19 protein-coding genes are annotated in these 21,456 nt (G+C 65.1%); 12 read left to right on the top strand and 7 right to left on the bottom strand.

Annotated elements, in window-relative coordinates; all coding sequences use genetic code 11:
• The first annotated feature begins 182 nt into the window (after nucleotides 1-182).
• From ACO6D5_RS25655 to ACO6D5_RS25630, 6 genes are all read left to right on the top strand, one after another.
• The gene (locus ACO6D5_RS25655; RefSeq protein ID WP_485826939.1) at nucleotides 183-1,751 is read left to right on the top strand and encodes an FAD-dependent monooxygenase; all 1,569 of its coding nucleotides are present in this window, start codon (nucleotides 183-185) and stop codon (nucleotides 1,749-1,751) included.
• An 87-nt stretch (nucleotides 1,752-1,838) separates the two neighbouring features.
• Complete coding sequence (locus ACO6D5_RS25650; protein WP_485826938.1) at nucleotides 1,839-2,285, top strand: SRPBCC family protein; 447 nt, start codon at nucleotides 1,839-1,841, stop codon at nucleotides 2,283-2,285.
• Nucleotides 2,286-2,449: 164 nt separating this feature from the next.
• Nucleotides 2,450-2,944 (top strand): RNA polymerase sigma factor, encoded by a 495-nt coding sequence (locus tag ACO6D5_RS25645; protein ID WP_485826937.1) that lies wholly within the window; start codon nucleotides 2,450-2,452, stop codon nucleotides 2,942-2,944.
• Entirely contained in the window at nucleotides 2,937-3,887 is a 951-nt protein-coding gene (locus ACO6D5_RS25640; RefSeq protein WP_485826936.1) for a FecR family protein, read from the top strand. Before ACO6D5_RS25645 ends, ACO6D5_RS25640 begins: the two co-directional genes overlap by 8 nt.
• 72 nt (nucleotides 3,888-3,959) lie before the next feature.
• Complete coding sequence (locus ACO6D5_RS25635) at nucleotides 3,960-6,509, top strand: TonB-dependent receptor (protein WP_485826935.1); 2,550 nt, start codon at nucleotides 3,960-3,962, stop codon at nucleotides 6,507-6,509.
• A 183-nt stretch (nucleotides 6,510-6,692) separates the two neighbouring features.
• Nucleotides 6,693-7,745 (top strand): alpha/beta fold hydrolase, encoded by a 1,053-nt coding sequence (locus ACO6D5_RS25630; RefSeq protein ID WP_485826934.1) that lies wholly within the window; start codon nucleotides 6,693-6,695, stop codon nucleotides 7,743-7,745.
• Nucleotides 7,746-7,761: 16 nt separating this feature from the next.
• Here ACO6D5_RS25630 and ACO6D5_RS25625 read toward each other — a convergent pair whose 3' ends face one another.
• The 3 genes from ACO6D5_RS25625 to ACO6D5_RS25615 form a co-directional block, all read right to left on the bottom strand.
• On the bottom strand, nucleotides 7,762-9,003 hold the full coding sequence (locus tag ACO6D5_RS25625) for a type II toxin-antitoxin system HipA family toxin (protein ID WP_485826933.1): 1,242 nt from the start codon (nucleotides 9,001-9,003) through the stop codon (nucleotides 7,762-7,764).
• Nucleotides 8,993-9,250, bottom strand: coding sequence for a helix-turn-helix domain-containing protein (locus tag ACO6D5_RS25620; RefSeq protein WP_315528914.1), 258 nt, complete (start codon nucleotides 9,248-9,250; stop codon nucleotides 8,993-8,995). Before ACO6D5_RS25620 ends, ACO6D5_RS25625 begins: the two co-directional genes overlap by 11 nt.
• 134 nt (nucleotides 9,251-9,384) lie before the next feature.
• Nucleotides 9,385-9,969, bottom strand: a complete 585-nt coding sequence (locus tag ACO6D5_RS25615; protein WP_485826932.1) for a YceI family protein — start codon at nucleotides 9,967-9,969, stop codon at nucleotides 9,385-9,387.
• A 197-nt stretch (nucleotides 9,970-10,166) separates the two neighbouring features.
• Here ACO6D5_RS25615 and ACO6D5_RS25610 point away from each other — a divergent pair, with 197 nt between their 5' ends.
• Nucleotides 10,167-10,973, top strand: coding sequence for a hypothetical protein (locus ACO6D5_RS25610; RefSeq protein WP_315528915.1), 807 nt, complete (start codon nucleotides 10,167-10,169; stop codon nucleotides 10,971-10,973).
• A gap of 46 nt (nucleotides 10,974-11,019) precedes the next feature.
• On the opposite strand, the gene ACO6D5_RS25605 is transcribed toward ACO6D5_RS25610, so the two are convergent.
• Nucleotides 11,020-11,787 (bottom strand): class II aldolase/adducin family protein, encoded by a 768-nt coding sequence (locus ACO6D5_RS25605; protein ID WP_485826931.1) that lies wholly within the window; start codon nucleotides 11,785-11,787, stop codon nucleotides 11,020-11,022.
• A gap of 216 nt (nucleotides 11,788-12,003) precedes the next feature.
• On the opposite strand from ACO6D5_RS25605, the gene ACO6D5_RS25600 reads away from it, so the two are divergent.
• Nucleotides 12,004-12,663 carry a glutathione S-transferase family protein gene (locus ACO6D5_RS25600; RefSeq protein WP_485826930.1) on the top strand — a complete coding sequence of 220 codons (660 nt, stop codon included), beginning with the start codon at nucleotides 12,004-12,006 and terminating at the stop codon, nucleotides 12,661-12,663.
• 4 nt (nucleotides 12,664-12,667) lie between these two features.
• On the top strand, nucleotides 12,668-14,404 hold the full coding sequence (locus ACO6D5_RS25595) for an alpha/beta hydrolase (RefSeq protein ID WP_485826929.1): 1,737 nt from the start codon (nucleotides 12,668-12,670) through the stop codon (nucleotides 14,402-14,404).
• Here ACO6D5_RS25595 and ACO6D5_RS25590 read toward each other — a convergent pair whose 3' ends face one another.
• Together ACO6D5_RS25590 and argH are read right to left on the bottom strand one after the other, a co-directional pair.
• On the bottom strand, nucleotides 14,405-15,373 hold the full coding sequence (locus tag ACO6D5_RS25590) for a Bug family tripartite tricarboxylate transporter substrate binding protein (protein ID WP_485826928.1): 969 nt from the start codon (nucleotides 15,371-15,373) through the stop codon (nucleotides 14,405-14,407).
• A gap of 30 nt (nucleotides 15,374-15,403) precedes the next feature.
• Nucleotides 15,404-16,936, bottom strand: coding sequence for an argininosuccinate lyase (gene argH, locus ACO6D5_RS25585; RefSeq protein ID WP_485826927.1), 1,533 nt, complete (start codon nucleotides 16,934-16,936; stop codon nucleotides 15,404-15,406).
• A 128-nt stretch (nucleotides 16,937-17,064) separates the two neighbouring features.
• Here argH and ACO6D5_RS25580 point away from each other — a divergent pair, with 128 nt between their 5' ends.
• From ACO6D5_RS25580 to ACO6D5_RS25570, 3 genes are all read left to right on the top strand, one after another.
• Nucleotides 17,065-17,961, top strand: a complete 897-nt coding sequence (locus tag ACO6D5_RS25580) for a LysR substrate-binding domain-containing protein (RefSeq protein WP_315528921.1) — start codon at nucleotides 17,065-17,067, stop codon at nucleotides 17,959-17,961.
• Nucleotides 17,958-18,668 carry a hypothetical protein gene (locus tag ACO6D5_RS25575; protein ID WP_485826926.1) on the top strand — a complete coding sequence of 237 codons (711 nt, stop codon included), beginning with the start codon at nucleotides 17,958-17,960 and terminating at the stop codon, nucleotides 18,666-18,668. The genes ACO6D5_RS25580 and ACO6D5_RS25575 overlap by 4 nt, the downstream gene beginning before the upstream one ends.
• Before the next feature lie 178 nt (nucleotides 18,669-18,846).
• The gene (locus ACO6D5_RS25570; protein ID WP_485826925.1) at nucleotides 18,847-20,916 is read left to right on the top strand and encodes a DUF8189 domain-containing protein; all 2,070 of its coding nucleotides are present in this window, start codon (nucleotides 18,847-18,849) and stop codon (nucleotides 20,914-20,916) included.
• A gap of 3 nt (nucleotides 20,917-20,919) precedes the next feature.
• On the opposite strand, the gene ACO6D5_RS25565 is transcribed toward ACO6D5_RS25570, so the two are convergent.
• On the bottom strand, nucleotides 20,920-21,456 hold a 537-nt coding region (locus ACO6D5_RS25565), incomplete at its 5' end, for a LysE family translocator (protein ID WP_485826924.1).

Here is a 21,456-nt window from a genome sequence, read left to right as displayed (position 1 = left end):
CGCTGACCCCGTGGCCTTTTTTATTGTGCCGGCACTGGTAAGCCCGCACCGGTCTTCCGATCCCTCAGCCATGCGACGGGCTCCGGAACCGTTGACGAGGGCATCCCGCTTGCTCTAATTTCGCCAGACGCGAATCGCGTGACGCGAGTCCCCCCGCCAATGCCCCCCGCTCAGGGAGATCCATGATGATCGCGACAACCGTTCTGGTCGTAGGCGCGGGCCCTGCCGGCCTGCTCACCGCCGTGGAGCTGGTTCGGCGCGGCGTCCAATGCTTGTTGATCGACGCACACGAGCAGCCCATGGATTGGGACCGCGCCACCGTCGTGCATCCTCGATCGATCGAAATACTGGACGCGCTGGGCATCGCCGACCCGCTCTTGCGTCTGGGCGTCAAACAGCGCCATGCCCGTATCCATGCCGATGGCGCCGTGCTGGGCGACATTGACCTGTCGCTGTGCGCCAGCCGATATCCATTCAATATCGGCATCTCGGAAGAAATTACCGAATCCATCCTCCACGACTATCTCGTCGCACACGGCGGCGCGGTCACCCGCGCCACCACGCTTGTGGGCTTGGTGGCGCAACCCGATGGCGTGGCAGCCACAATCGATCAGCGGGGCGCGCGGGCAGAGATCCACGCGCAATGGGTAGTCGGATGCGACGGACACCACAGCACCGTCCGCACGTTGATGGGTATCGAACAAGACGGCCACGACATCCACCAGCCTTGGGCCGTGTTCGACGCGGCCATCCCGGCATGGCCGGAATCCTTTGAAGCCAACTACGCCTATCTGGATCCGACGCCGGTCATTCTGACGGCCCTGCCCGACCGCCGCTGGCGCGTGTACCTGCGGCCCCGCTCCGCGCAATCCGATCTGGTCGCCGACGCGTTGGCCACCTTGCAACGCTACCTGCCTGACGCGAGCTTTGACCAGATTTCGCATCCCGCACGCTTCGATTGCCACACCAAGGTTGCCCGGAAATTCCGATCGGGCCGTGTGTTGCTGGCCGGTGACGCTGCGCACACCTGCAGCCCGGCGCAAGGGCATGGCATGAATACCGGGCTGCAAGATGCCTACAACCTGGGCTGGAAGCTTGCGCTGGTTTGCCAGGGACATTGTTCCGACACGCTGCTGGACAGCTATCACGCCGAACGGCGCCCCGTGGCCGATCAGGTGATGGCCTCGGGCGATGCCGCCGAACGCGCACAGATGGTCAAGGGGGAACGCGCCCGCCGCGAACGGGATGCGGCGATCCGGACGGCCTTTGCCGATCCTGGCACGCGGCACCATGAAGCGGTAGCGGAGGCCGAGCTTGATATCGACTACGCAGGATCACCCATCGTCATGGGCGATCCGCACGAAGCCCTTTGGCCGGGCCAGCGTCTGCCTGATCAGATTCCCCTGACGTTCGCATCGGGCGGCGTCGGCCACCTGCATGCCTGCACTCGCCGCCTGGGCCACACCGCCCTGCTGATCGGCTGCGCCGCGACGCCGGAGGACGCCCTGGAGCAGGTGCGCCGAGACATGGAAGCGCTAGCTGGCGGAGCCATCATCGAACAAGTGATCGTCCTGACCGCGAATGCCGGGGTATCCGGGGTGCATGCCTACCTGGCGCCCGACATCGCCCATGCGCTGGGCGTGCGCGGCATTGTGCTCGTGGTCGTCCGGGCCGATGGCCACGTCGGCCTGCGTGCCGAACAGGGGCATGCCGAAGCGCTGTCGGCGTACATCGGACGGTTACAGAACTAGGGGTTTTCACTAGCTCCGGCCATGTCGATTTCGTTGTCCTCTGAACGTCGTATGAGTACGACCCTCTCATTCCAAGGCGGACACACCATGACTACCGGCACCGTTACCTTCCACCGCGTCCTGCGCGCCGCGCCCGAACGCGTCTACCGCGCTTTCCTTGAGCCCGACGCCATCGCGAAATGGCTTCCCCCCTATGGATTCACCTGCCAGGTCCACCAACTGGACGCCAAGGTGGGCGGCGTCCACAAGATGTCGTTCCGCAATTTTTCGACCGGCAACAGCAGCGGTTTCGGCGGCGAATACCTGGAACTGGTCCCGTCCGAAAAGATCCGCTACACGGACCGGTTCGACGACCCGAACCTGCCCGGACAGATGCAGACCACGATCACGCTGCGCAAGGTCTCCTGCGGCACCGACATCAGCATCGTGCAGGAAGGCATCCCTGCCGTCATTCCGCCCGAGATGTGCTACCTGGGCTGGCAGGAATCGCTGACGCAGCTGGCGAAGCTGGTCGAACCGGAAATTCCGGACTGAGCCGAGGGGTGCGGCGGACGGATAGCGAAGCAGCGTAACGGGGTAATGCGGGGTAATGCGCGCGGACGGACGCGCGCAAGGCGATGCGGCAAACACAATAAGAATGTTTCTCATTATAATGATCAACCGCAGCCTATCCCTACCCTTTCGTTTCCCCCTCCGCCATGATGCTTGCCGACGCGGTCGTCGCTCACTATCGCGAATTGGTCGATTTCCTATCCCGCCGCACCGGTTCGCGAGAATCCGCCCAGGACTGTGCGCAGGAAACGTGGATACGGCTGGCCGCCGCGCGCACACTCAAGGCGCCCGTCGACAACCTGCGCGCGTACGTCTTCCAGGTGGCGGCGAACCTGGCGATCGACTTCCAGCGCCATCATGCCGCGGAACAGCGCAAGCAAGCGCTGTACGCGCAATCGCGCCTGCCTGACGCCGCCGTCCCGGACACCATGGACGTGGCCGCGCTGCGCCAGACCATCGCCCGGCTGGAGGCGGCCATCATGCGTCAGCCGCTGCGCACCCGGCAGATTTTCCTGATGCACAAGATAGACGGCGATAGCTACGCCGACATCGCGGGCGCGCTTTCCGTCAGCGTGAAGACCGTGGAAAAGCACATGACGCGCATTCTGCTGGCCTGCCGGCAGGCGATGGCGGATGCCTGACGTGGACGCGATCGAACAACATGCCGCACGGTGGGTGGTGCGCCGCAACGGCGCCGCGCCAGACGCCCTGCCCGATCCCGGCTTCGCCAAATGGTATGACGCCGACCAGGCGCATGCCCAACGCTATGACAGCATTGCCGCCCTATGGCGCCAGATGGGCCAGGTCGACGGCGAAGCGCTACGGCAAGACGTGCGGCAAGGGCAACAGCAACACCGCAAGCGCCGCGCGAAACTGGCCACCGTCCTCTCCTGTAGCCTGATCGCGGCCGGCGCGCTGCTCTGGCAAACGGGCGCCTGGTGGCGCTGGCAGGCGGATGCCGTTGCCGCCGTCGGCGAGATCCGCAGCGTCACGCTGGCGGACGGCAGCACCGTGCTGCTGGACTCCGATTCTGCGATCCGCAGCGACATGAGCGGGGCCACGCGCAAGATCTCGCTGCTGCGCGGCCGCGCGCGGTTTACGGTCGCGCATGATGCCCAACGGCCGTTCGTCGTCGAAACGCCGCAAGGCCGGGCCACGGCGCTGGGCACCCGCTACGAAGTCAGCCGCCTGCGCGATGGCGCGACGGAAGTCTCGGTGCTGGAAAGCCGTGTGCGCGTGGACTGCTCGGTCTGCGCCCCCGGCACCGCCTCGCAGGTGCTGTCGCCTGCTCAGCGCGCGGCCATCGGCACGTCGGGCATCACCGTCACCGCCTTCGACCCTGGGCCGGCCTCGGCCTGGACCGAGCGCAGACTGCTGCTGCGCGACGTGCCCTTGGCCGAAGCGGTCGCGCAATTGAACCGCTATACCGGCATGACCACCTGGATCGACGAGGCCGCCGGCAAGCGCCGCATCTCCTCGGTCGTCAACGTCGACAGCCCCGACGCGCTGAGCGTCCTGGCCGCCGCCGCGAACGTGCGCGTGCGCCGGTGGGCGTCGTGGGCCTGGATCACGCCAACGGAATAAACCAGATTCGGGGGTAGGGTCACGCGCATCTCGCTACGTCTTACAGGAAAACCCCTTGTACAGAGAGTAGCCATGCCCTTCCCCCACGCCCCCCGATTCCGCTTGGCGGCAAAAGCCCCGGTGGCCCTGGCGCTAGCGCTTGCGTTCAGCGCGGCCGCCCATGCCCAGACCGCGCCGGCCGCCGCGCCAGCCCGCGTCGCCGTCGATGTCCACCGCCAACCCCTGGACGGGGCGCTGCTGGAGCTAGGCCGGCAATTGGGCCTGCAAGTGTCTTTCCCTGCCGCGCTGGCGCAAGGCAAGACGGCAGCCCCGCTGGCCGGCACGCTGTCGCCGGACCAGGCGTTGGACCGCCTGCTGGCCGGCACTGGCCTGGCATGGCGCTACACCGGCGCCAATTCGGTCCTGATCGAGACCGCGCCGCAAGCGCAAGCGGCGCCTGCCGCCGCCAGCACGCTGGACACCGTGGTCGTCGTGGGCGGCTACAGTCCAAGCACCATCAGCGAACTGCCCCGCACCGTCTGGTTCCTGGACAACAAGCAGATCGAGCAGCAGGCGAACGCGGGTGCGTCGCTCTCCGAAATCCTCGGCAACCTGGTGCCCAGCCTGGACCTGGGGTCGCAAAGCCGCACCAACTATTCGCAGAACATGCGCGGCCGCAGCGCCCAGATCATGATCGACGGCGTGTCGTTGAACTCCATGCGCAACATCAGCCGCCAGTTCGACTCGATCTCTCCCTTCAACATCGAGCGGATTGAAGTGTTGTCCGGCGCCAGCTCGGTCTATGGCGGCGGCGCCACCGGCGGCATCATCAACATCGTCACCAAGCGGGGAGAAGCCGGACCGGCCATCTTCACCAGCGAAGTCGCCGGACGCAGCGGCTTTGCCGGCAGCGACGACCTGGATTGGCGCGTGGCGCAGTCGGTCAGCGGCGGCTCCGAAAAGGCGTTCGGGCGCCTGGCCGTGGCCTATTCCCAGAATGGCGCCGCCTATGACGCCAGCGGCAAGCAGGTCACGCCAGACATTACGCAGACTGACCTGCAGTACAACCGGTCGTTGGACGTGACGGGCAACCTTGACCTGCAACTCGCGGAAAACCAGAAGCTGCAGTTGCAGGGGCAGTTCTACAACTCGGAATTCAATCCCGGCAAAGCGCTGTACCTGGGCCAGAACCTGCGCGGCGCGCTGCCGCTGACCGGTCCCACCGACGCCAGCCTGCTCGACATCCGCAGCGGTTTCCAATCCGACGTGAAACCGGCGACCGAGCGCAGCATGTTCTCGGCCAATTACTCGGCCACCAACGTACTGGGCGGCCAGGACCTCATCGCCCAGGCCTACTGGCGCCGCGAAAAGCTGGACTTCTACCCGTTCCCCAACCAGTTCACCTATAACGACGGCACGTGCGCGACCGCTGCCGCATGCAAGCGCGGCTATTACTACGGCGCTTCGCAGCAGAACACCGACACGTGGGGCATGAAAGCGGCGCTGACCAAGGACTGGACCCGGTTCAAGCTGACTTACGGACTGGAATACGCCCACGAGAAATTCAACGGCAGCTCCGCCTATTTCGATTGGAACCAGGCGCTGGCCTCTGGCGGACTGAAATTCGACAAGCTGTACGACATGCAGCGCTACCCCGACTACCAGGCCGACACCTGGGCTGCCTTCGTCCAAGGCGACTGGCGCGTCACCAATGCCGTCACGCTCAGCGGCGGCGTGCGGCAGCAACGCAACAAGGTCGAACTGGGCGACTTCGTGCCCGTGCCGCAGCAGATCCTTGTCAACAGCGGCCTGGGCACCAGCGCCGACCGCATCCCGGGCGGGGACAACTCCTACAACACCACCCTGTTCAACGCGGGGGTGCTCTGGAAAGTGGACGACAGCCAACAGACCTGGCTGAACTATTCCGAAGGCTTCGACCTCGTGGACGTCGCCAAGTACTACGGCAACGGCAGCTACCGCCTGCAAGGCGGAAACTGGCAATTGCTCAATGCCGTCACGATCAACGGCTCCGAACTCGCCAACATCAAGACGCGGCAGGTTGAACTGGGCTGGCGCGGCGACTACGGCAACTGGCGCCTGCAGACCGCCGCCTTCTACGCATGGTCGGACAAGGCGCTGGCGATCCAGCCGATCTCGTTGTCCATCGGCCTGGAAGACCGCAAGGTTCGCAACTACGGGATCGAAGGCCAGCTTGCCTATGACTTCAATCCGCACTGGAGCGCCGGCGTCAACTGGCTGGCCATCCGCTCCGAACAGCAGCAGACCGACGGCAGCTGGGCCAAGCAGACCATCACCCTGGCCAGCCCCTCCAAGGCCTCTGTCTTTGGCGCCTGGCAATCGGGGCCGACGGCGCTGCGGCTTCAAGCCAACCGCAACTTCGACCTGACGGACGGCCAGGGCAACCGCATGGAAGGCTACCTGACGTTCGACCTGCTGGGCAGCTACGACATGAAGCGTGCCGGCGTGTTGAGCTTCGGTGTGCAGAACCTGTTCGACCGCAGCTACCAGACCACGTGGAGCCAGCGCGCGCAAGTGCTGTACGCCGGCCTGATGACGCCCGAATCGTTGCAGTTCAATGGCCGCGGACGCACCTTCGGCCTGGCTTACACGGTGAAGTACTAATCGCGCCAACCCCGGTTGCGGCCCCCGCGACCGCAACCGGGGACGCGAAAAAAATACGGATTTGAATCGCACTGTATCCGCCCCCGGGGCCCGTACAATCGGACACCCGGCGCGGGTGCCGGACCTCTATAAATCGTTCGCAGCAAGCCCTCAACCCTGCGAACCTTTTATGGAGCCTCCGCCATGACGGACCCTATCGACACCCGACGTCGCCGCCTGCTCGCCACGACCTCGACCCTGGCGGGCATCAGCCTGCTGAACCTTGGCGCAAGCAGCACGGCGCTGGCCAGATCCGGCCCCGCGCAACCCGCCACCCCGGCCCCCCGCCGCAGCGCCGCGTCGTTCGACGGCATCCGCCAGATCCGGGCCGGCACGCTCGATGTCGGCTACGTGGACGCCGGCCCCAGCGCCGGCCCCGTCGCCATCCTGCTGCACGGCTGGCCTTACGACATCCACGCCTTTGTCGACGTCGTGCCGCAGCTGACCGCCGCCGGCTATCGCGTCATTGTCCCGTACCTGCGCGGCTATGGCTCGACGCGCTTCCTGTCGGCCGACACGCCCCGCAACGGTGAACAGGCGGTGGTCGCCGTGGACATCATCGCGCTGATGGATGCGTTGAAGATCGAACGCGCGGTCATCGCCGGCTTCGATTGGGGCGCGCGCACCGCCAACATCATGGCTGCGCTGTGGCCCGAACGTTGCCAGGCGCTGGTGTCCGTCAGCGGCTACCTGATCGGCAGCCAGGAAACCAACCGCAAGCCGCTGCCCCCGCAAGCGGAATTCCAGTGGTGGTACCAGTTCTACTTCGCTACCGAACGCGGCGCGGCGGGTTATGCCGCCAACCGCGACGGCTTCAACAAACTGATCTGGCAGCTGGCATCGCCTAAGTGGACGTTCGACGACGCGACCTATCAGCGTTCCGCGCAGTCATTCGACAATCCGGATCACGTGGCGATCGTGGTGCACAACTACCGCTGGCGCCTGGCCCTGGCCGAAGGCGAATCGCAATACGACGAACTGGAAAGACGTCTGGCGGCCGCACCGAAGATCACGGTGCCGACCATCACCCTGGAAGGCGACGCCAACGGCGCCCCGCATCCGCCCCCCGCCAGCTACGCCAAGCAGTTCAGCGGCAAATACCAGCACCGCGACATCACGGGCGGCATCGGCCACAACCTGCCGCAAGAGGCGCCGCAGGCGTTTGCGGAGGCGGTGCTGGCGGTGGTGCGGCTTTGAGAGGCGGCGCTCTCGACTATGCCTGAAAGAACATCGGCGGCTGCACCGAGCCAGCGCCGGTGTTCCACTCGTTCTTCATCCTTGCCAGAAAGCTGCCGTCGACGCGGTGAGCCTCATCGCGAAGCACCTCTTCCATCGCCGTCGCGATCCGTTCGATGGCCGCTTCCGGATGCGAAACGCCGCAAACCGTACGGCCAAATTGCAGGAGTGCCTTTCGTGTTGGGTATTCCCTTTTCCTATTCAATTTCAGCGCAAGAGTGCGGTCCGACAACTTTCTCCCCGATTGGGGATCGTCAATTGCATACACGCTTGTGGTTACCACGTCATAGAGCGGGGCCAGTTCGGCGGGCGCGGCGCCAGGGTGCCGGTAGAGCAAGCCAAAGTTCTTCAGGTGCGCATCCCCATTTCTCACCAGTACCGACAGGGCCACATACTCAAAATACCGCGCAAGGCTCTCAGTACGATTGGCGCCGCACAACAGGCCGATCATTTGGGCCACCGTCTCGTACGAACTCAGGTACTTCTCTTGGGCACTCTTGCGCAAAAGCACAGCCATGTCTTCGAAACCCAGCTGCTCATTGCCAGCAAGGTCAAAGCGCCGCATCACAAACAGTGTCCCGTCGTCCGACAGCCAGAAATCCGGTACGCGTATGCCTGCCTTCCGGGCGACACTCATACATAGAAACTCGTTCTGGGCAAGGAATGGGTAGTCCTCTCCTGCGGCCTTGACGATCAGGTCAGACGTAAACGTGGTGGACTTATCGACCACCCGCTTGGCATCGGCAGCATCCGCGTCCGGCATCAGTACTTTGGGCTGAAAACCAGAAATGCCGGAGGTGAGATAGGCGCTGACTAGATGCTCGAACAGTTCGATGCTTGCCCCGCTCGTGAGCAACTCAGAAAGCCCGACCTGTGGTGGAACCCCTGCCACGTCGCTGCCAGGTTCGCGATAGCGCAAGCGCCCGATCTGGTTGCTGCCGGTCAATGCCAGCAGCCGCATATCGTCAAGTTCCACTTCCTTGCCAAAGCGTTCCCAGAGTCTCTCGTACAGGTAGCCTTCTGGCCGATTCATCGAAAAAATCGGCGGCAACACCGTGTCCGAATAGCTTTCGGCGCGGTGCGGCATGATCAGGGATATCTCCCGATCCTTGCCGGGATGGGTGTAGTTGAATACGAAGCGCGACTCTTTTTCCAGCAGGCCCGCCTCGCCTTGCGGGGTGCTTATTTCCAGCCGCTTTATCTTCGCGCTACTCATCATCCATGCTCCCCACGTCGTCGTAATTGATGCTGGCAGTATCGATACGCAGGCCCATATTGAGCACGGCCAATGCTCTCATGATCGAATGCAGGCCCACGTTCTCGCCTTTCTCGATTTGCACGATCAATTGGCGCGTCAGTCCCGCCCGCTGCGCAAGTTCCGCTTGGCTGAGTTTTCGCTGTTTGCGCTCGCGCTGAAAGCTCGCCCCGAACTGTGCGGGAAGGACGGCGGTGGGTACGTACGGCATGGCGGACACTCTTCGAACGCAAGGTTAATAATGTTCGTTATACCGTACACCACTATTCAGAAAAAAGTACGATTAATCCAACATATAAAAGAACATTACATGAAAATGTCTGAAATATCGTACTTCCATTAATCTCAAGGACGCCGCCCTGCCTCCACCTGGATCTTCAACTTCACTTCCGGCTTGAACCCCATGTCCAGGCCGAAGTCCAGCCCGAAGTCCTTGCGGCTGAACTTGGTTGAGACGTCCGCGCCGCAGAATTCGCGTTTTTCCATCGGATGCTGGATGCATTTGAAGTCGTCGATCTCCATCTTGACGGGCCGCGTGACGCCGCGCAGGGTCAGGTCGCCCGTGGCCTCTTCGGGCCGGTCGCCGTCGAACTTGGTGAACTTGCCTTTGAAGGTGGCCGTGGGATAGCGGGCGGCATCGAAGATGTCGGGCGCGACGGCATGCTGGTTCATTTCGTCGTGGCCGAAGTCGACGGAATTGATGTCCACGGTGACTTCCACCGTGCCGGTGCGCGCTTCACGGTCCAGCACCACCACGCCTTGCGATTTGTTGAACTTGCCTCGCCACGTGGACAGGCCTCCCATGTGATCGGCTTCAAAGCTGGGATAGGTATGCGACGGGTCCAGATCGTAGGTGACCGGCGCAGCGGCGGCCGGTAACGCCAGCATCAGCGCGCTTGCTCCCAGCAGCAGGGACGGAATCGACTTCATCAAGGCTCCTCAAGACAGGAAGCGGCCGCGCACGGATGGGCGCGGACACGGAAAGCCAACCATAACATTCAGCTTGAAGTCAGCAGCGACGCGCGGGGGCTGAAACGCCTTGTCCGCATTCCTGCCAAATTGAAATGAAGCAACATTGATTCCGGCAATAATGCGCCAGCGCCTCTCCCGCGATCAATGGAACGACAATGAAAAAAGTGTTTGCTTTGCTGATTTCGGCCGCCCTGCCGGTTGCCGCCCTGGCGCAACCCGATACCGAGCCGTTGAAACTGAATCCGGACAACAAGCTTTTCTGCAACGCGCAGGCCGACTGGTGCGTCGGCATCAAGACGGACGGGTCCTTCGAGACCAACGGCCCATTCGCCACCAGCCGCACGCTGCGCTCCGACCGCGCATTCTGGGACTTGCCAGATATCCCGGATTTTTCCAAGTTCACGGTTTGGCCCCAGCTGATTCGCCTGAGCGAAGACCGCGCGCTGGTCGGCGTGGTCGGCCCGGCCGAACCCGACTACAAGCTGGAAACGCAATTCTCCGGCGGCAGCTTCATCCGCAAGGACCTCTATCTGTTCGAGGTCACGCTGGGCGAACCCTCCGCCAGCAATCTGGTGTTCATCATGCCGTCGTCGACGGAAGCGACGATCCGCGCCTGCTTCAATGAAGCAGACCAGCGCAAGCGTGATGGCCACTGCATCGATGCCTACCAATTCAAGGCTGATCTGAAAGCCTTGCCCGGAACCAAGACGGCCAACGGCGCGGAGTATCCGGACCTGCAAGTCACCACCCAGGCAACGCGCGCGCCAGCCACCGCCAGCCGCTACGCTGACTCCAGCGCGAAGCCGGCGCCGACGAAGGCCGAAGTGGCGCCCGCGGCCGACAAGCAGTGCAGCTACACGGTGACCTACAAATGGAAACCCGACGGTTCGGTCTATGCACCGGCGACGCCGCTGCCCGATTGCGCAGAATTCCTGCAGGCATCGCCCAAAGCGAAGCCGTAGCGCCGCGACCGGCCCCGGCAGCGCCCCTCAGCGCTGCCGGATCCGCTTACTCCGCGTAGCCCGGGTTCTTCCGGTCCAGGCGGCGCAGCAGCCCCGGCCACGCCAGCGCCGCTTTGTGCGCCCGGTCCGCCGGGGATTCGACCGCGGCGCGCGCCAGCACTTCCGGCGGGATGAAGATCAGTTCGCCGCCGCCGGCCTGCGCCCGCACCTGCGCCATGCAGGCGGCTTCCAGCCGATGCATGGCCTGGAACGCTTCGGCCATCGTCTGTCCCACCGTCAGCAAGCCGTGGTTGCGCAGGATCAGGTAGTTGTTGCTGCCCAGGTCGCGCACCAGGCGGGGCTGCTCTTCGGGGTTCAGCGCCAGGCCTTCGTAATCGTGATAGCTCAACGAACGCAGCGCGATGAACGCGAACTGCGACAACGGCAGCAACCCCGCCTTCTGCGCCGACACCGCCACGCCGTTGATGGAATGCGTATGCAGCACGCACATCGCATCCTTGCGGGCCGCATGGATACAGCTGTGGATGGTGAAGCCGGCCGGGTTGATGTCGTATTCCGACGCCATGACCTTGTTGCCGTTCAGGTCGATCTTGACCAGGCTGGAGGCCGTGATCTCGTCGAACATCATGCCGTAGGGGTTGATCAGGAAATGCTCGGTGCCCGGCACCTTCGCGGTGATGTGCGTGAAAATCAGGTCGTCCCACCCGAACAGCGCCACCAGCCGATACAGGGCGGCCAAGTCCGTGCGGACCTGCCATTCCGTTGCGCTGACCTGATCGCGCACGTTGGCGCCCTGCTTGCTAATCGTGTCCATCCCGTCTCCAGTCCTGGTATCCAGACTTCATGTTGTCCCGCGGCGACCTTGCCGTCGGCTTGTCGGACACTGTATTAGTTTTGCGCGGATCCGGCATGGCGGAAACGGATGTCGTCCGTCTGGTGGAAACAATTATCCGACCCGCTTCGTCCGGTTTCCCCCCGTGGCGGCCTTGCGCTTGCATAATAAAGGCAGACCGAATCAGGAGACCCCGCCATGTCACTTGCGCTCTACGGCCATCCGTTTTCCTCGTACACGCAGAAAGTGCTGATCGCGCTGTACGAGAACGCCATCCCGTTCGACTTCCGCTGCATCGGTCCGGAGACCCCGGAACACGCCGCCGAATGGCTGCGGCGCTGGCCGTTGCACAAGTTCCCGCTGCTGGTGGACGGCGACTGCAACGTCGCGGAAACCAGCATCATCATCGAATACCTGCAACTGGCGCATCCGGGACCGGCACGCCTGGTACCCGCCGACCCCGCCGTTGCGCTGGAGGTGCGCTTCCTGGACCGCTTCTTCGACCTGCACGTCATGAACTGGGTGCAGCATGCGGTCAACGGCGCCTTGTCGGGCGACGAGGCCAAGCGGCGGGAAGGCCTGGCCCTGGCAACGGAAAAGCTGGAGCTGGCCTACGCCTGGCTGGATGCGCAACTGGGCGGCCGCGCCTGGGCCACCGGGCCGGAATTCACGATGGCGGACTGTGCCGCGGCGCCGGCGCTGTTCTATGCGGACTGGACGCACCCCATTTCGGCATCTTATCGGGTGCTGCGCGCGTACCGCGCCCGGCTGCTTTCCCGGCCGTCCTTCGCCCGGGCGGTCGACGATGCAAGGGCCTTCCGCCCCTTGTTCCCGCTGGGCGCGCCGGACCGGGACTGACAGGATGACGTCCCTGCACCCTGGCCCCCAACACCGTCTGCCCGCCTTTTTCCGCTCGCACCTGGAGTCGCTGTCCGGGGTCGGCCTGCTGCTGGGCACGCTGTTCTTTGCGGCCTCGCTCACGCCCACTCTGGTTCCCCGCACCTATCTGACCCAGGGCGTGCTGGCCGGCACCTGCCTGGCCGCCGGTTACGGGCTGGGCGTGCTGTGGCATTGGCTATGGGCCTATCTGGAACTGCCTGAACCCAAGGCACGCGCCGCCCGCCTCACCAACGCCTTGATCACCGTCCTGTGCCTGTCCGTCCTGGTCCTGTTCCTGTGGCGCGCGGCGGATTGGCAGAACACGATCCGCGCCCTGATGAAGATGGAGCCCGTCACCAGCGCCCACCCGTTCAAGGTCAGCGCCACGGCGCTGATCACCTTTGCCGCGCTGCTGGCGCTGGGCCGCTTGTTCAAACTGCTGGCCCGCACGGTGTCTGCGCAGGTTCGCCGCGTAGTGCCGCGGCGCGTGGCCAACGTGGCCGGCGCGGCGATCGCGATCGTGATCTTCTGGTCGTTGGCCAACAACGTGTTCTTCCGTGCGGCGCTGCATGTGCTGGACGCCTCGTTCCGCGAGTATGACGCGCTGATCGAGCCCGAGCGCCCGCAGCCCACTGACCCCGCCAAGACAGGCAGCCCCGACTCGTTGATCGCCTGGAAGCAGTTGGGCCGGGCGGGCCGCGAATACATCGCGTCCGGCCCCCGCGCCAGCGAAATCCGCGCGCAGACCGGGCGCGACGCGCTGGAACCCATTCGCGTGTACGTGGGATTGCCCGGCGCCGCCACCGCGCAGGCGCGCGCCCGGCTGGCTCTGGAAGAAATGAAACGCGTCGGCGCGTTCAAGCGGTCTGCGCTGGTGGTGGTGACACCAACGGGCACCGGATGGATCGATCCGGCCGCCATGGACGCAGTCGAATACCTGCTGCACGGCGACGTGGCCAGCGTGGCGATCCAGTATTCCTACCTGTCCAGCCCCCTGTCCCTGCTGGCCCAGCCCGAGTACGGCGCCGAGGCGGCACGCGCGCTGTTCGTCGAAATCTACAACCACTGGACCGCCTTGCCCAAAGATCAGCGGCCCAAACTGTATCTGCATGGCCTGAGTCTGGGGGCCATGAATTCCGCGCGGTCTGCCGAGCTCTTCGAAATGATCGGCGATCCCATCCAGGGTGCGCTCTGGAGCGGCCCGCCATTTGAAAGCCGGGTCTGGCGCGCCATCACCGATGCCCGCAACCCGGACTCCCCCGCCTGGCTGCCGCAACTGCGCGACGGCGCCTTCGTGCGCTTCATGAACCAGGACGGCTCGCGGGTGCCTGCCGATGCGCCCTGGGGCCCGATGCGCATCGTCTACCTGCAATACGCCAGCGACGCCGTCACGTTCTTCGACTATCGCGACCTGTACCGGCGTCCCGCCTGGATGGATCCTCCCTACGGCCCCGACGTATCGCCCGATCTGCGCTGGGTGCCGGTCGTGACCATGCTGCAACTTGCGCTGGACATGTCCGTCAGCACCCACACGCCGATCGGCTACGGCCATGTGTACGCGCCGCAGCATTATGTGGACGCCTGGCTGGCGGTGACCGGTGCGCCGGATTGGCCGGCCGATGCCCTGGCCGCCCTGAAACAGCATCTGATGGAACGGACCCGCGCGGCGATGGATGACGGGGACGGCAAAGAGGCCGCGTACGACAACCGCGGCGGGTGATCAGTTCGTCTGGACGTCGGCGCTGTCGATGATGCGCTTCCAGCGCTCGGTCTCCTCGCCGGAAAGCTTGGCAAGGTCTGCGCTGGTGCCCGCGAACGGCACGGCGCCCTGCTCGGCCAGATGGGCGATCATGGACGGGTCCTTGGCCAAGTCAATGACCGTGTCCTGCAGCTTGCGGATCACCTCGGGCGGGGTGCCTGCCGGCGCCATGACGCCATACCAGGATTCCACCACGGCATCCTTCACGCCGGCCTCCGCCAACGTCGGCACATCCGGTATGGCGGGGCTGCGCTGCTCGCTGGCCACGGCCAGCACGCGCACCTTGCCGGGCTTGATGTAGGCCAGGACGTTGGGCAGGTTCGCGAACAGCACCTGCACCTGCCCCGACAACAGGTCCGCCGTCGCCGGACCCGCGCCGCGGTACGGCACGTGTTCGAATTTTGCGCCCGAGCGGTACATGAACAACTCGCCGGTCAGGTGGTTGACCGACCCCATGCCCGCCGAAGCCATGTTCAGCTTGCCGGGATGCTGCTTGGCGTATTCGACCAGCTCGGCAACCGTCTTGGCCGGCAGGTCCGCCGACACCGCCAGCACGTTCGGCACCGTGGAAAACAGCGCGACCGGCGCGAAGTCCTTGATGGCGTCGTACGGCAGGTTCTTGGTCAGCAACGGTTGGATCGACTGTTGCCCCATCGTCGCCAACAGCAATGTGTACCCGTCGGCCGGCGCCTTGGCGACGAAGTTCGCCCCGATGCTGCCGCCGCCCCCCGGCTTATTTTCCACGATGACCGTCTGGCCCAGCGCTTCCGACATCCGGTTGGCCAGCAGACGCCCCATCAGGTTGACCGTGCCGCCTGGCGCGAACGGCACGATCATGGTGATGGGCTTGGAGGGATAGGTCTGGGCCTGGGCCTGAGCCCCCAGGCTTATCCCCATGGCTGCGATAGCCGCCGCGATAGTTTTCAGCATGATGGAATTCCCCTTGGTTTATTTGGCCAGTCAGGCTTGCCGGACGCAAGTCACCGCTGGCTCGGATGAAATAAGCGTTTGCACGCGTTGCCGCAAAAGATCCTGCGCATCCGCCACGCGCTGCACCGTGGCGGCGATGGCGCTGCGCTGCTTGGCCAGCAGCGCCTGCTGCTGGCCGATACGGGCAGCCACGAGGCTCGGCGCCGGCCCGCCGAAAGACTGGCGCGCCGCCACGTTGCTGACCGGGTCGAGGCAGGCGCCGATATCCTCTTCGCGCAGCGCGACCTGCCGGCCAAGCTGCTGCGCGGCCGCCGCATTGACCATCTCGGGCGTGATGTCCTTGGCGGGCAGCCCGGCTTCCAATGCCTGCCGGACCACGGCGCCGATGATGTGGTGCGCGTCGCGGAACGACGCGTCGGCCTTGCGCACCAACAGGTCGGCCAGGTCCGTGACGGTGGAGAAGTCTTCAGCCGCCCGCGACGCCATGCGCGCGCGGTTCGGCTCCACCCGTTCCACCAGCAGCTTGATCAACGCCAGCGACCTCAACGCCTCTTCGCAGGCTTCCCAACACGTCCGCGTGCTTTCGCGGCTGCTGTCGCCGGAGTGCGTGAAATGGGTGGACTTCACCGTCGCGAACGCGGCCGAGGTCAGTCCGATCAAGTGGCCGGCCTTGCCACGCAAGTACTCCAACACGGCCGGATTCTTCTTCTGCGGCATGATGCTGGACGTGCTGGCGATGCTGTCCGGAAACGACAGGTAGCCGAATTCCGGCGTCGACCAGATATAGAAGTCCTGCACCATCCGGCTGCTGGTGATCATCATGATCGACAGCGAGGCGCTCAGTTCCAGCGCAAAATCCCGCGATGCGACGCTGTCCAGCGAATTGGCAAGCGGCCGGCTGAAACCCAGCATCGCGCTGGTGGCGTCCCGGTCGATGGGGAACGACGTGCCGGCCAGCGCGCAGGCGCCCAACGGGGACCCATCCGCGGTTTCCAGCACGTGCAGCAAGCGGTCGACGTCTCGCGACCAGGCGTCGACCAGCGCCGACAGGTAGTAGCCGTAAGTGATCGGCTGGGCGGCCTGCATATGCGTGTAGCCGGGCATCACGCAGTCCGTGTACTGGCCCGCCTGGCGCAACGCCGCGTCGGCAACGTCGATCAAGGCGGTCGCGATCCGCGCCGTAAACTCCCGCGCACGGATCCGGTCGACGGTAGCGCCGATGTCGTTGCGGCTGCGCGCGGTATGCAGGCGTCCGCCCAGCTCCTGGCCGACCAACTTGATCAGGTGGGCCTCGTAGTTGAAATAGGCCTCTTCGCGGGCCGGATCCAGCTCCACCGCGTCCGGCCCGTCGGCCTGCATCTTGAGCAACGCCTCGGCCAGCCGGACCGACGCGTCGTGGTCCAGGATGCCCTGCTCTTGCAGCATCACCAGATGCGCAAGGTTGATCTGATTCAGCATCTCGAAATTGGCGAAGAACTCGCGATTCAAGCGCGGAAGGAAAATATATTGAAGCACTTCCGGGGCAAGCGGTTGCTTCAGGCGGCTGCTGACTTTGGATTCCATTTCAGTCCGGTAGGAACAGGAAAACTGTAGTCTCCGTCTGGGCCAACTTATGCGTCAAATCAGATATTTACGGCTTTGAATACAAAATTGATATGATTATTCGTACCCCGTTTTTTCTGGACTGAACGATGAATTTCAAGCAGGTCGAAGCCTTTCGCGCCGTGATGATGACGCGCTCGATGACCACGGCGGCCGGGCTGCTGCACACCTCGCAACCGAACGTCAGCCGCTGGATCGCGCTGCTTGAAAACACGCTGGGTTTCGTGCTGTTCAAACGCGTCGGCACCCGGCTGATTCCCACCCCCGAAGCCGACGCGTTCTACGCCGACGTCGAACGCGCCTTCATCGGCCTGGAATCGCTGAACGACAGCGCCAGCTCCATCCGCCGCCGGGGGACGGGCCTGCTGCGGGTCGGCGCGGTGGGCTCCATTACGCAATGCGTGCTGCCAGACGCCCTCCGGCTGTTCAGGGACAAGGTCTCGGACATTCCAGTCGTGGTCAGCACAGGCGGGTCGGACGTAGTGGCCAAGTGGATGGCCACCGGCTTTTGCGACATCGGCTTCGCTTCCATCCAGGCCGACGTGCCGGGTTTGCAGTACGCGCGGATCAACGCAGCGCGCGGCGTCGGCATCGTGCCGCGCACGCACAGGCTGGCCCGCAAGAAAATCCTCAAACCCGCCGACTTCAATGACGAAAATTTCGTCTCGTTGCCGGCCGGCAGTTTCAACCGCGCATCGGTCGACCGGCACTTTCCCGATGACTCGCGAATCCTGTCGATCGAAACGCCTTACGCCACGACCATCTGTTCGATGGTCGCCAGAGGCCTGGGCGTGTCGATCATCAACCCCGTCGTATCGCGGGCGCTGAACATGCCTGACCTGCGCGAGATCCCGTTCTCGGAAAAAATCGAGTTCCCCAGCTACGCGGTGACCTCCGACCACTTCCCCGTGGGCACGCTGGCCGGGAAAATGACGGACTGCGTGCGGGAAGTGTTCGCCTTGCTGAACCAGGCGGCGGAAAGATGAGCCCCCTGACCTCCTATTTCTGGAGCGGCGACGCCATCCGCAGCCGCAGCGTCGGCGGCACGGTGTTGGCGGGCACGCTCGACGTGCCTTCGCCCCCCGCCCGCGTGGCCGCCGATTGGCATCGCGAAATCGCCACCCGCTTGCTCCTTGAGCCGGGCGACGTGGAACAGATGCCGCTGGCCCGGACGCAAGTCCGCTGGCCCGACTACGGCCGTTGCGTGCAGGCGATGGCGGCCTGGACGCGCGCGCTGGGGCTGGGCGACGTGCTTGCCGACAGCGACATCGCCCTGATGGCCTGCCGTGGCGCCAGGTATCACCATGACGGCGAACAATACGGCAGCGCCGCCTTCTGCAACCTGTTCCTGAGTGACGACAAAGGGCTGGACGTGCACTTCCCGTATTCCGGGCAGCGCATCCCGCTCGTCCGGGGCACTGCCATCGTCTTCGACACCTGCCAACCGCACGCCGTGATCCGGCGCGGCAGCAGCGGTTTTCAAACCGCCGACTTCGCGTCCGATGAAGATCTCACCCAACTGTTCCTGACCTGGGAATTGCCGGTTGAAGCGGCATGCGTGGCGCAGGCGCTTGGGGTGGTGTTCGATATCGACCCGCAAGCGGCGGCAGGCATGGCGCAAGAGCAGGTGTGGGAAAACGGCGCGCGTGCGGTGGTGAATCCCGCGTCCGGACGCTGGGAGCCGGCAGTTTGAGCCGCAAAAAAAGTGACAGACCAGGCCGTCATCCCCGCGCCATTGCAGACTGACACCCTATCCAACACTCTGTTCCGGTTCCCTCGACAGCCCGCAACACCTGCCCGCTATACTCGTTGAACCATAATCACACTGCCGCGCCGCGCCTTTTAAGCGGCGCCCGCCTATGCCAGCTTTGATGGCCTTAGTACGCCCCGTGAGCCGGGCGCTGTTCTGTGCAGTCACCGTTCTAGTCTCCGCTTCCGCGTTGGCCGCTCCGCCGACGCTGGAGCAATGCCACGGCATCAAGGACCTGGCCTTCGTGGCCCACCTGGATGACGACCTGCTGTTCATGAACCCCGACATCGCCTCCAACATCGAGGCGGGCGGCTGCGTGCGTGTCATCTACCTGACCGCCAGCGATGCCGGGGAAGGCGATGGCTATATGCTGGGCCGCGAACGCGGCATCCGCGCCGCCTACGCCTACATGGCGCACAAGCCCGACCAGTGGAAGGAAGACGCCGGCACCGCCGGCGGGCGCGCCATTGCGCGCTTTACCTTGCAGGACAATCCGCGCGTGCAGCTTTGGCACATGCGCCTGAAGGACCCGTGGCTGGGCAAGGGCTGGGGCAGCCTGACGCCGCTGAGCCGCACCGAGTCCGAACCCGGGCAAAGCGTCGACACGCTAGGCCCCTACCCCCAGGTGTACACGCGCGAGCAACTCATCGACACCCTGGCGGACCTGATCCGCCAATACAAGCCGACCACGGTGCGCCATCTGGACGACACCATCGTCGTGCCCTATACGCAGCTTTGCTGGCGTTGCGCGGGCCATGGGCACCCGGACCACATCGCCAGCGCGCGACTCGTGCGCGAAGCCATGCTGCGCGTGCCCGGCAACTATGCCGAGACCGGCTACATCGACTACCCCAGCCAGGAACGCGCCACCAACCTGGCCGACACGGAAATCGCCAGCAAGTCGGTGATCTTCCAGCACTACGCCTGGAACGACTACCACTATTGCGCCGGCCCGACCGGTTGCAAAGAGCCTGCCGGCCCCGCCGCCGCGTGGGTGCAGCGCGCCTATTACGTCTCCCGCCAGGACATCGCGCCGCAGCTGTACCCGGACGGCCGCGGCGGCCTCGTGGTGTTCGCCGCGGGCGAAACCAATGCCGCCGTCAACCGCTGGGACTCCAGCCAGCGCCGCTGGCAAAGCCTGGGCGGACGCACCAACGGTCCGCTGGTTTCCTTTACCCATGCCGACGGCACGGCCGGCCTGATGGCGCGCGACCCGCTGGGCGGCGTGTGGGCGAACAAGCAGCGCCACGACGGCACCTGGCAAGGCTGGCAGGCGCTGGGCGGCCTGCGCGTCACGCAGATTCCGGCTGTCGCGCCGCGCGGCGAAGCCGCCGCCGTCGCCTTGGGCTATGACGGCGTGCTGCACTGGATCACGCCCTCCGGCATCGATGGCAGCTGGAGCACCTGGCAGGACCTGCCGCCGCTAGACGGCGCCACCGGCGCCCCGGCCGCTGCGCGCGGGGCTGACGGGCGCTATGTGATCTTCGCATCGGCTGGCGCGGGCGAGCTTTTCTACACGCGTCAGTTGCCGGCCGCCAAAGGCCATCGCCCCGATTGGCAAGCCTGGCGCCGCGTGCCCGCGCCCGAAGCGGCTGGCGGCCTGGCCGCGATCCGCAACCACGAAAACCGCGTGGAACTCTATTTCCGCCAGCGCAGCAACAACCATCTGATCAAACTGGTGGAAGCTGGCGACACCACCGACCTCGACATGGACTGGAGCGCGGCGGCGGACCTGGGCGTGCCCTACATCGGGCGCCCGGCCATCAGCGCCGATGCCCAGGGCAACGTCGTCCTGGCGCTGCTGGAACGCGCGGGCGGACCGCTTTGGCTCGTCGAGCACGGCAAGCCGGCCAAACTGGATGCCCTGGCCGCGTCGCCCCCCGCGCTCAATATCATCGACGGCACCTTGTATGTGGTCGCGCGCAACGCCGGCGCGCCGCAGCAGTACCAGGTGCTGTCGCGCCGCGACGGCCTGTGGGCAGGCACCCTGACCCTGGACGGCGTGCCGGCCACGGGTGGCGGCCCCTTCGCGGCCGTGGCCGCCCGCCCGACGGATCTGCCCAACCTGGGCGCGAACAACATCAACAAGGCCGTGGTGGTCCGCCCATCGCCCAGCGAACCCGGCACGCTGACCCAGGAGCGCATGCCCACCCAGTCCTCCCGCGCCGCCACGTCCACGACCGTGCAGTAAGCGTCAAGAGCCCGGCAGCGCCGCCCCCATCGCGGCGAACAGGCCGCCGCACACCTTGTTGAAGCGGCGGCCGGCGCGCTCCAGCCACGGTCGCACCCGGTGAGCCAGCCGTGCCAGCACATACTCGACCAGGAATTCGATGACGGCAAAGGTGCCCGCCATGATCACGAACTGCGTGAACAGGCTGCGCGCCGGATCGATGAACTGCGGCAGGAAAGCGCCGTAGAAGAGCAGCGCCTTGGGATTTGAAATCGCGGACAAAAGGCCCTGGCTGAACATCCGCGTGCGGCGCGCCCGCGGCATGTCGGGCGCCGGCGTCAGCTGCACGCCCGGCGAACGCCACAACTGGATGCCCAGCCAGATCAGATAAGCGCCGCCCGCCCACTTCAGCACCGTCAGCGCCGGCCCCCAGGCCTTCAAAAGCGCGCTGATGCCCAGCATGGACAAGGCGATCAAGGCAATGAAACCCACCGCACCGCCCGCGATGGTGCACAACGCCTTGCGATGGCCGTGCAGCGCACCGTGGGTCAGCGCAAGCAG

The sequence above is a fragment of the Achromobacter sp. genome (genome assembly GCF_057314935.1).
Note: the sequence above shows the minus strand (reverse complement) of the source record. Positions and strands in the feature narration are given on the sequence as shown.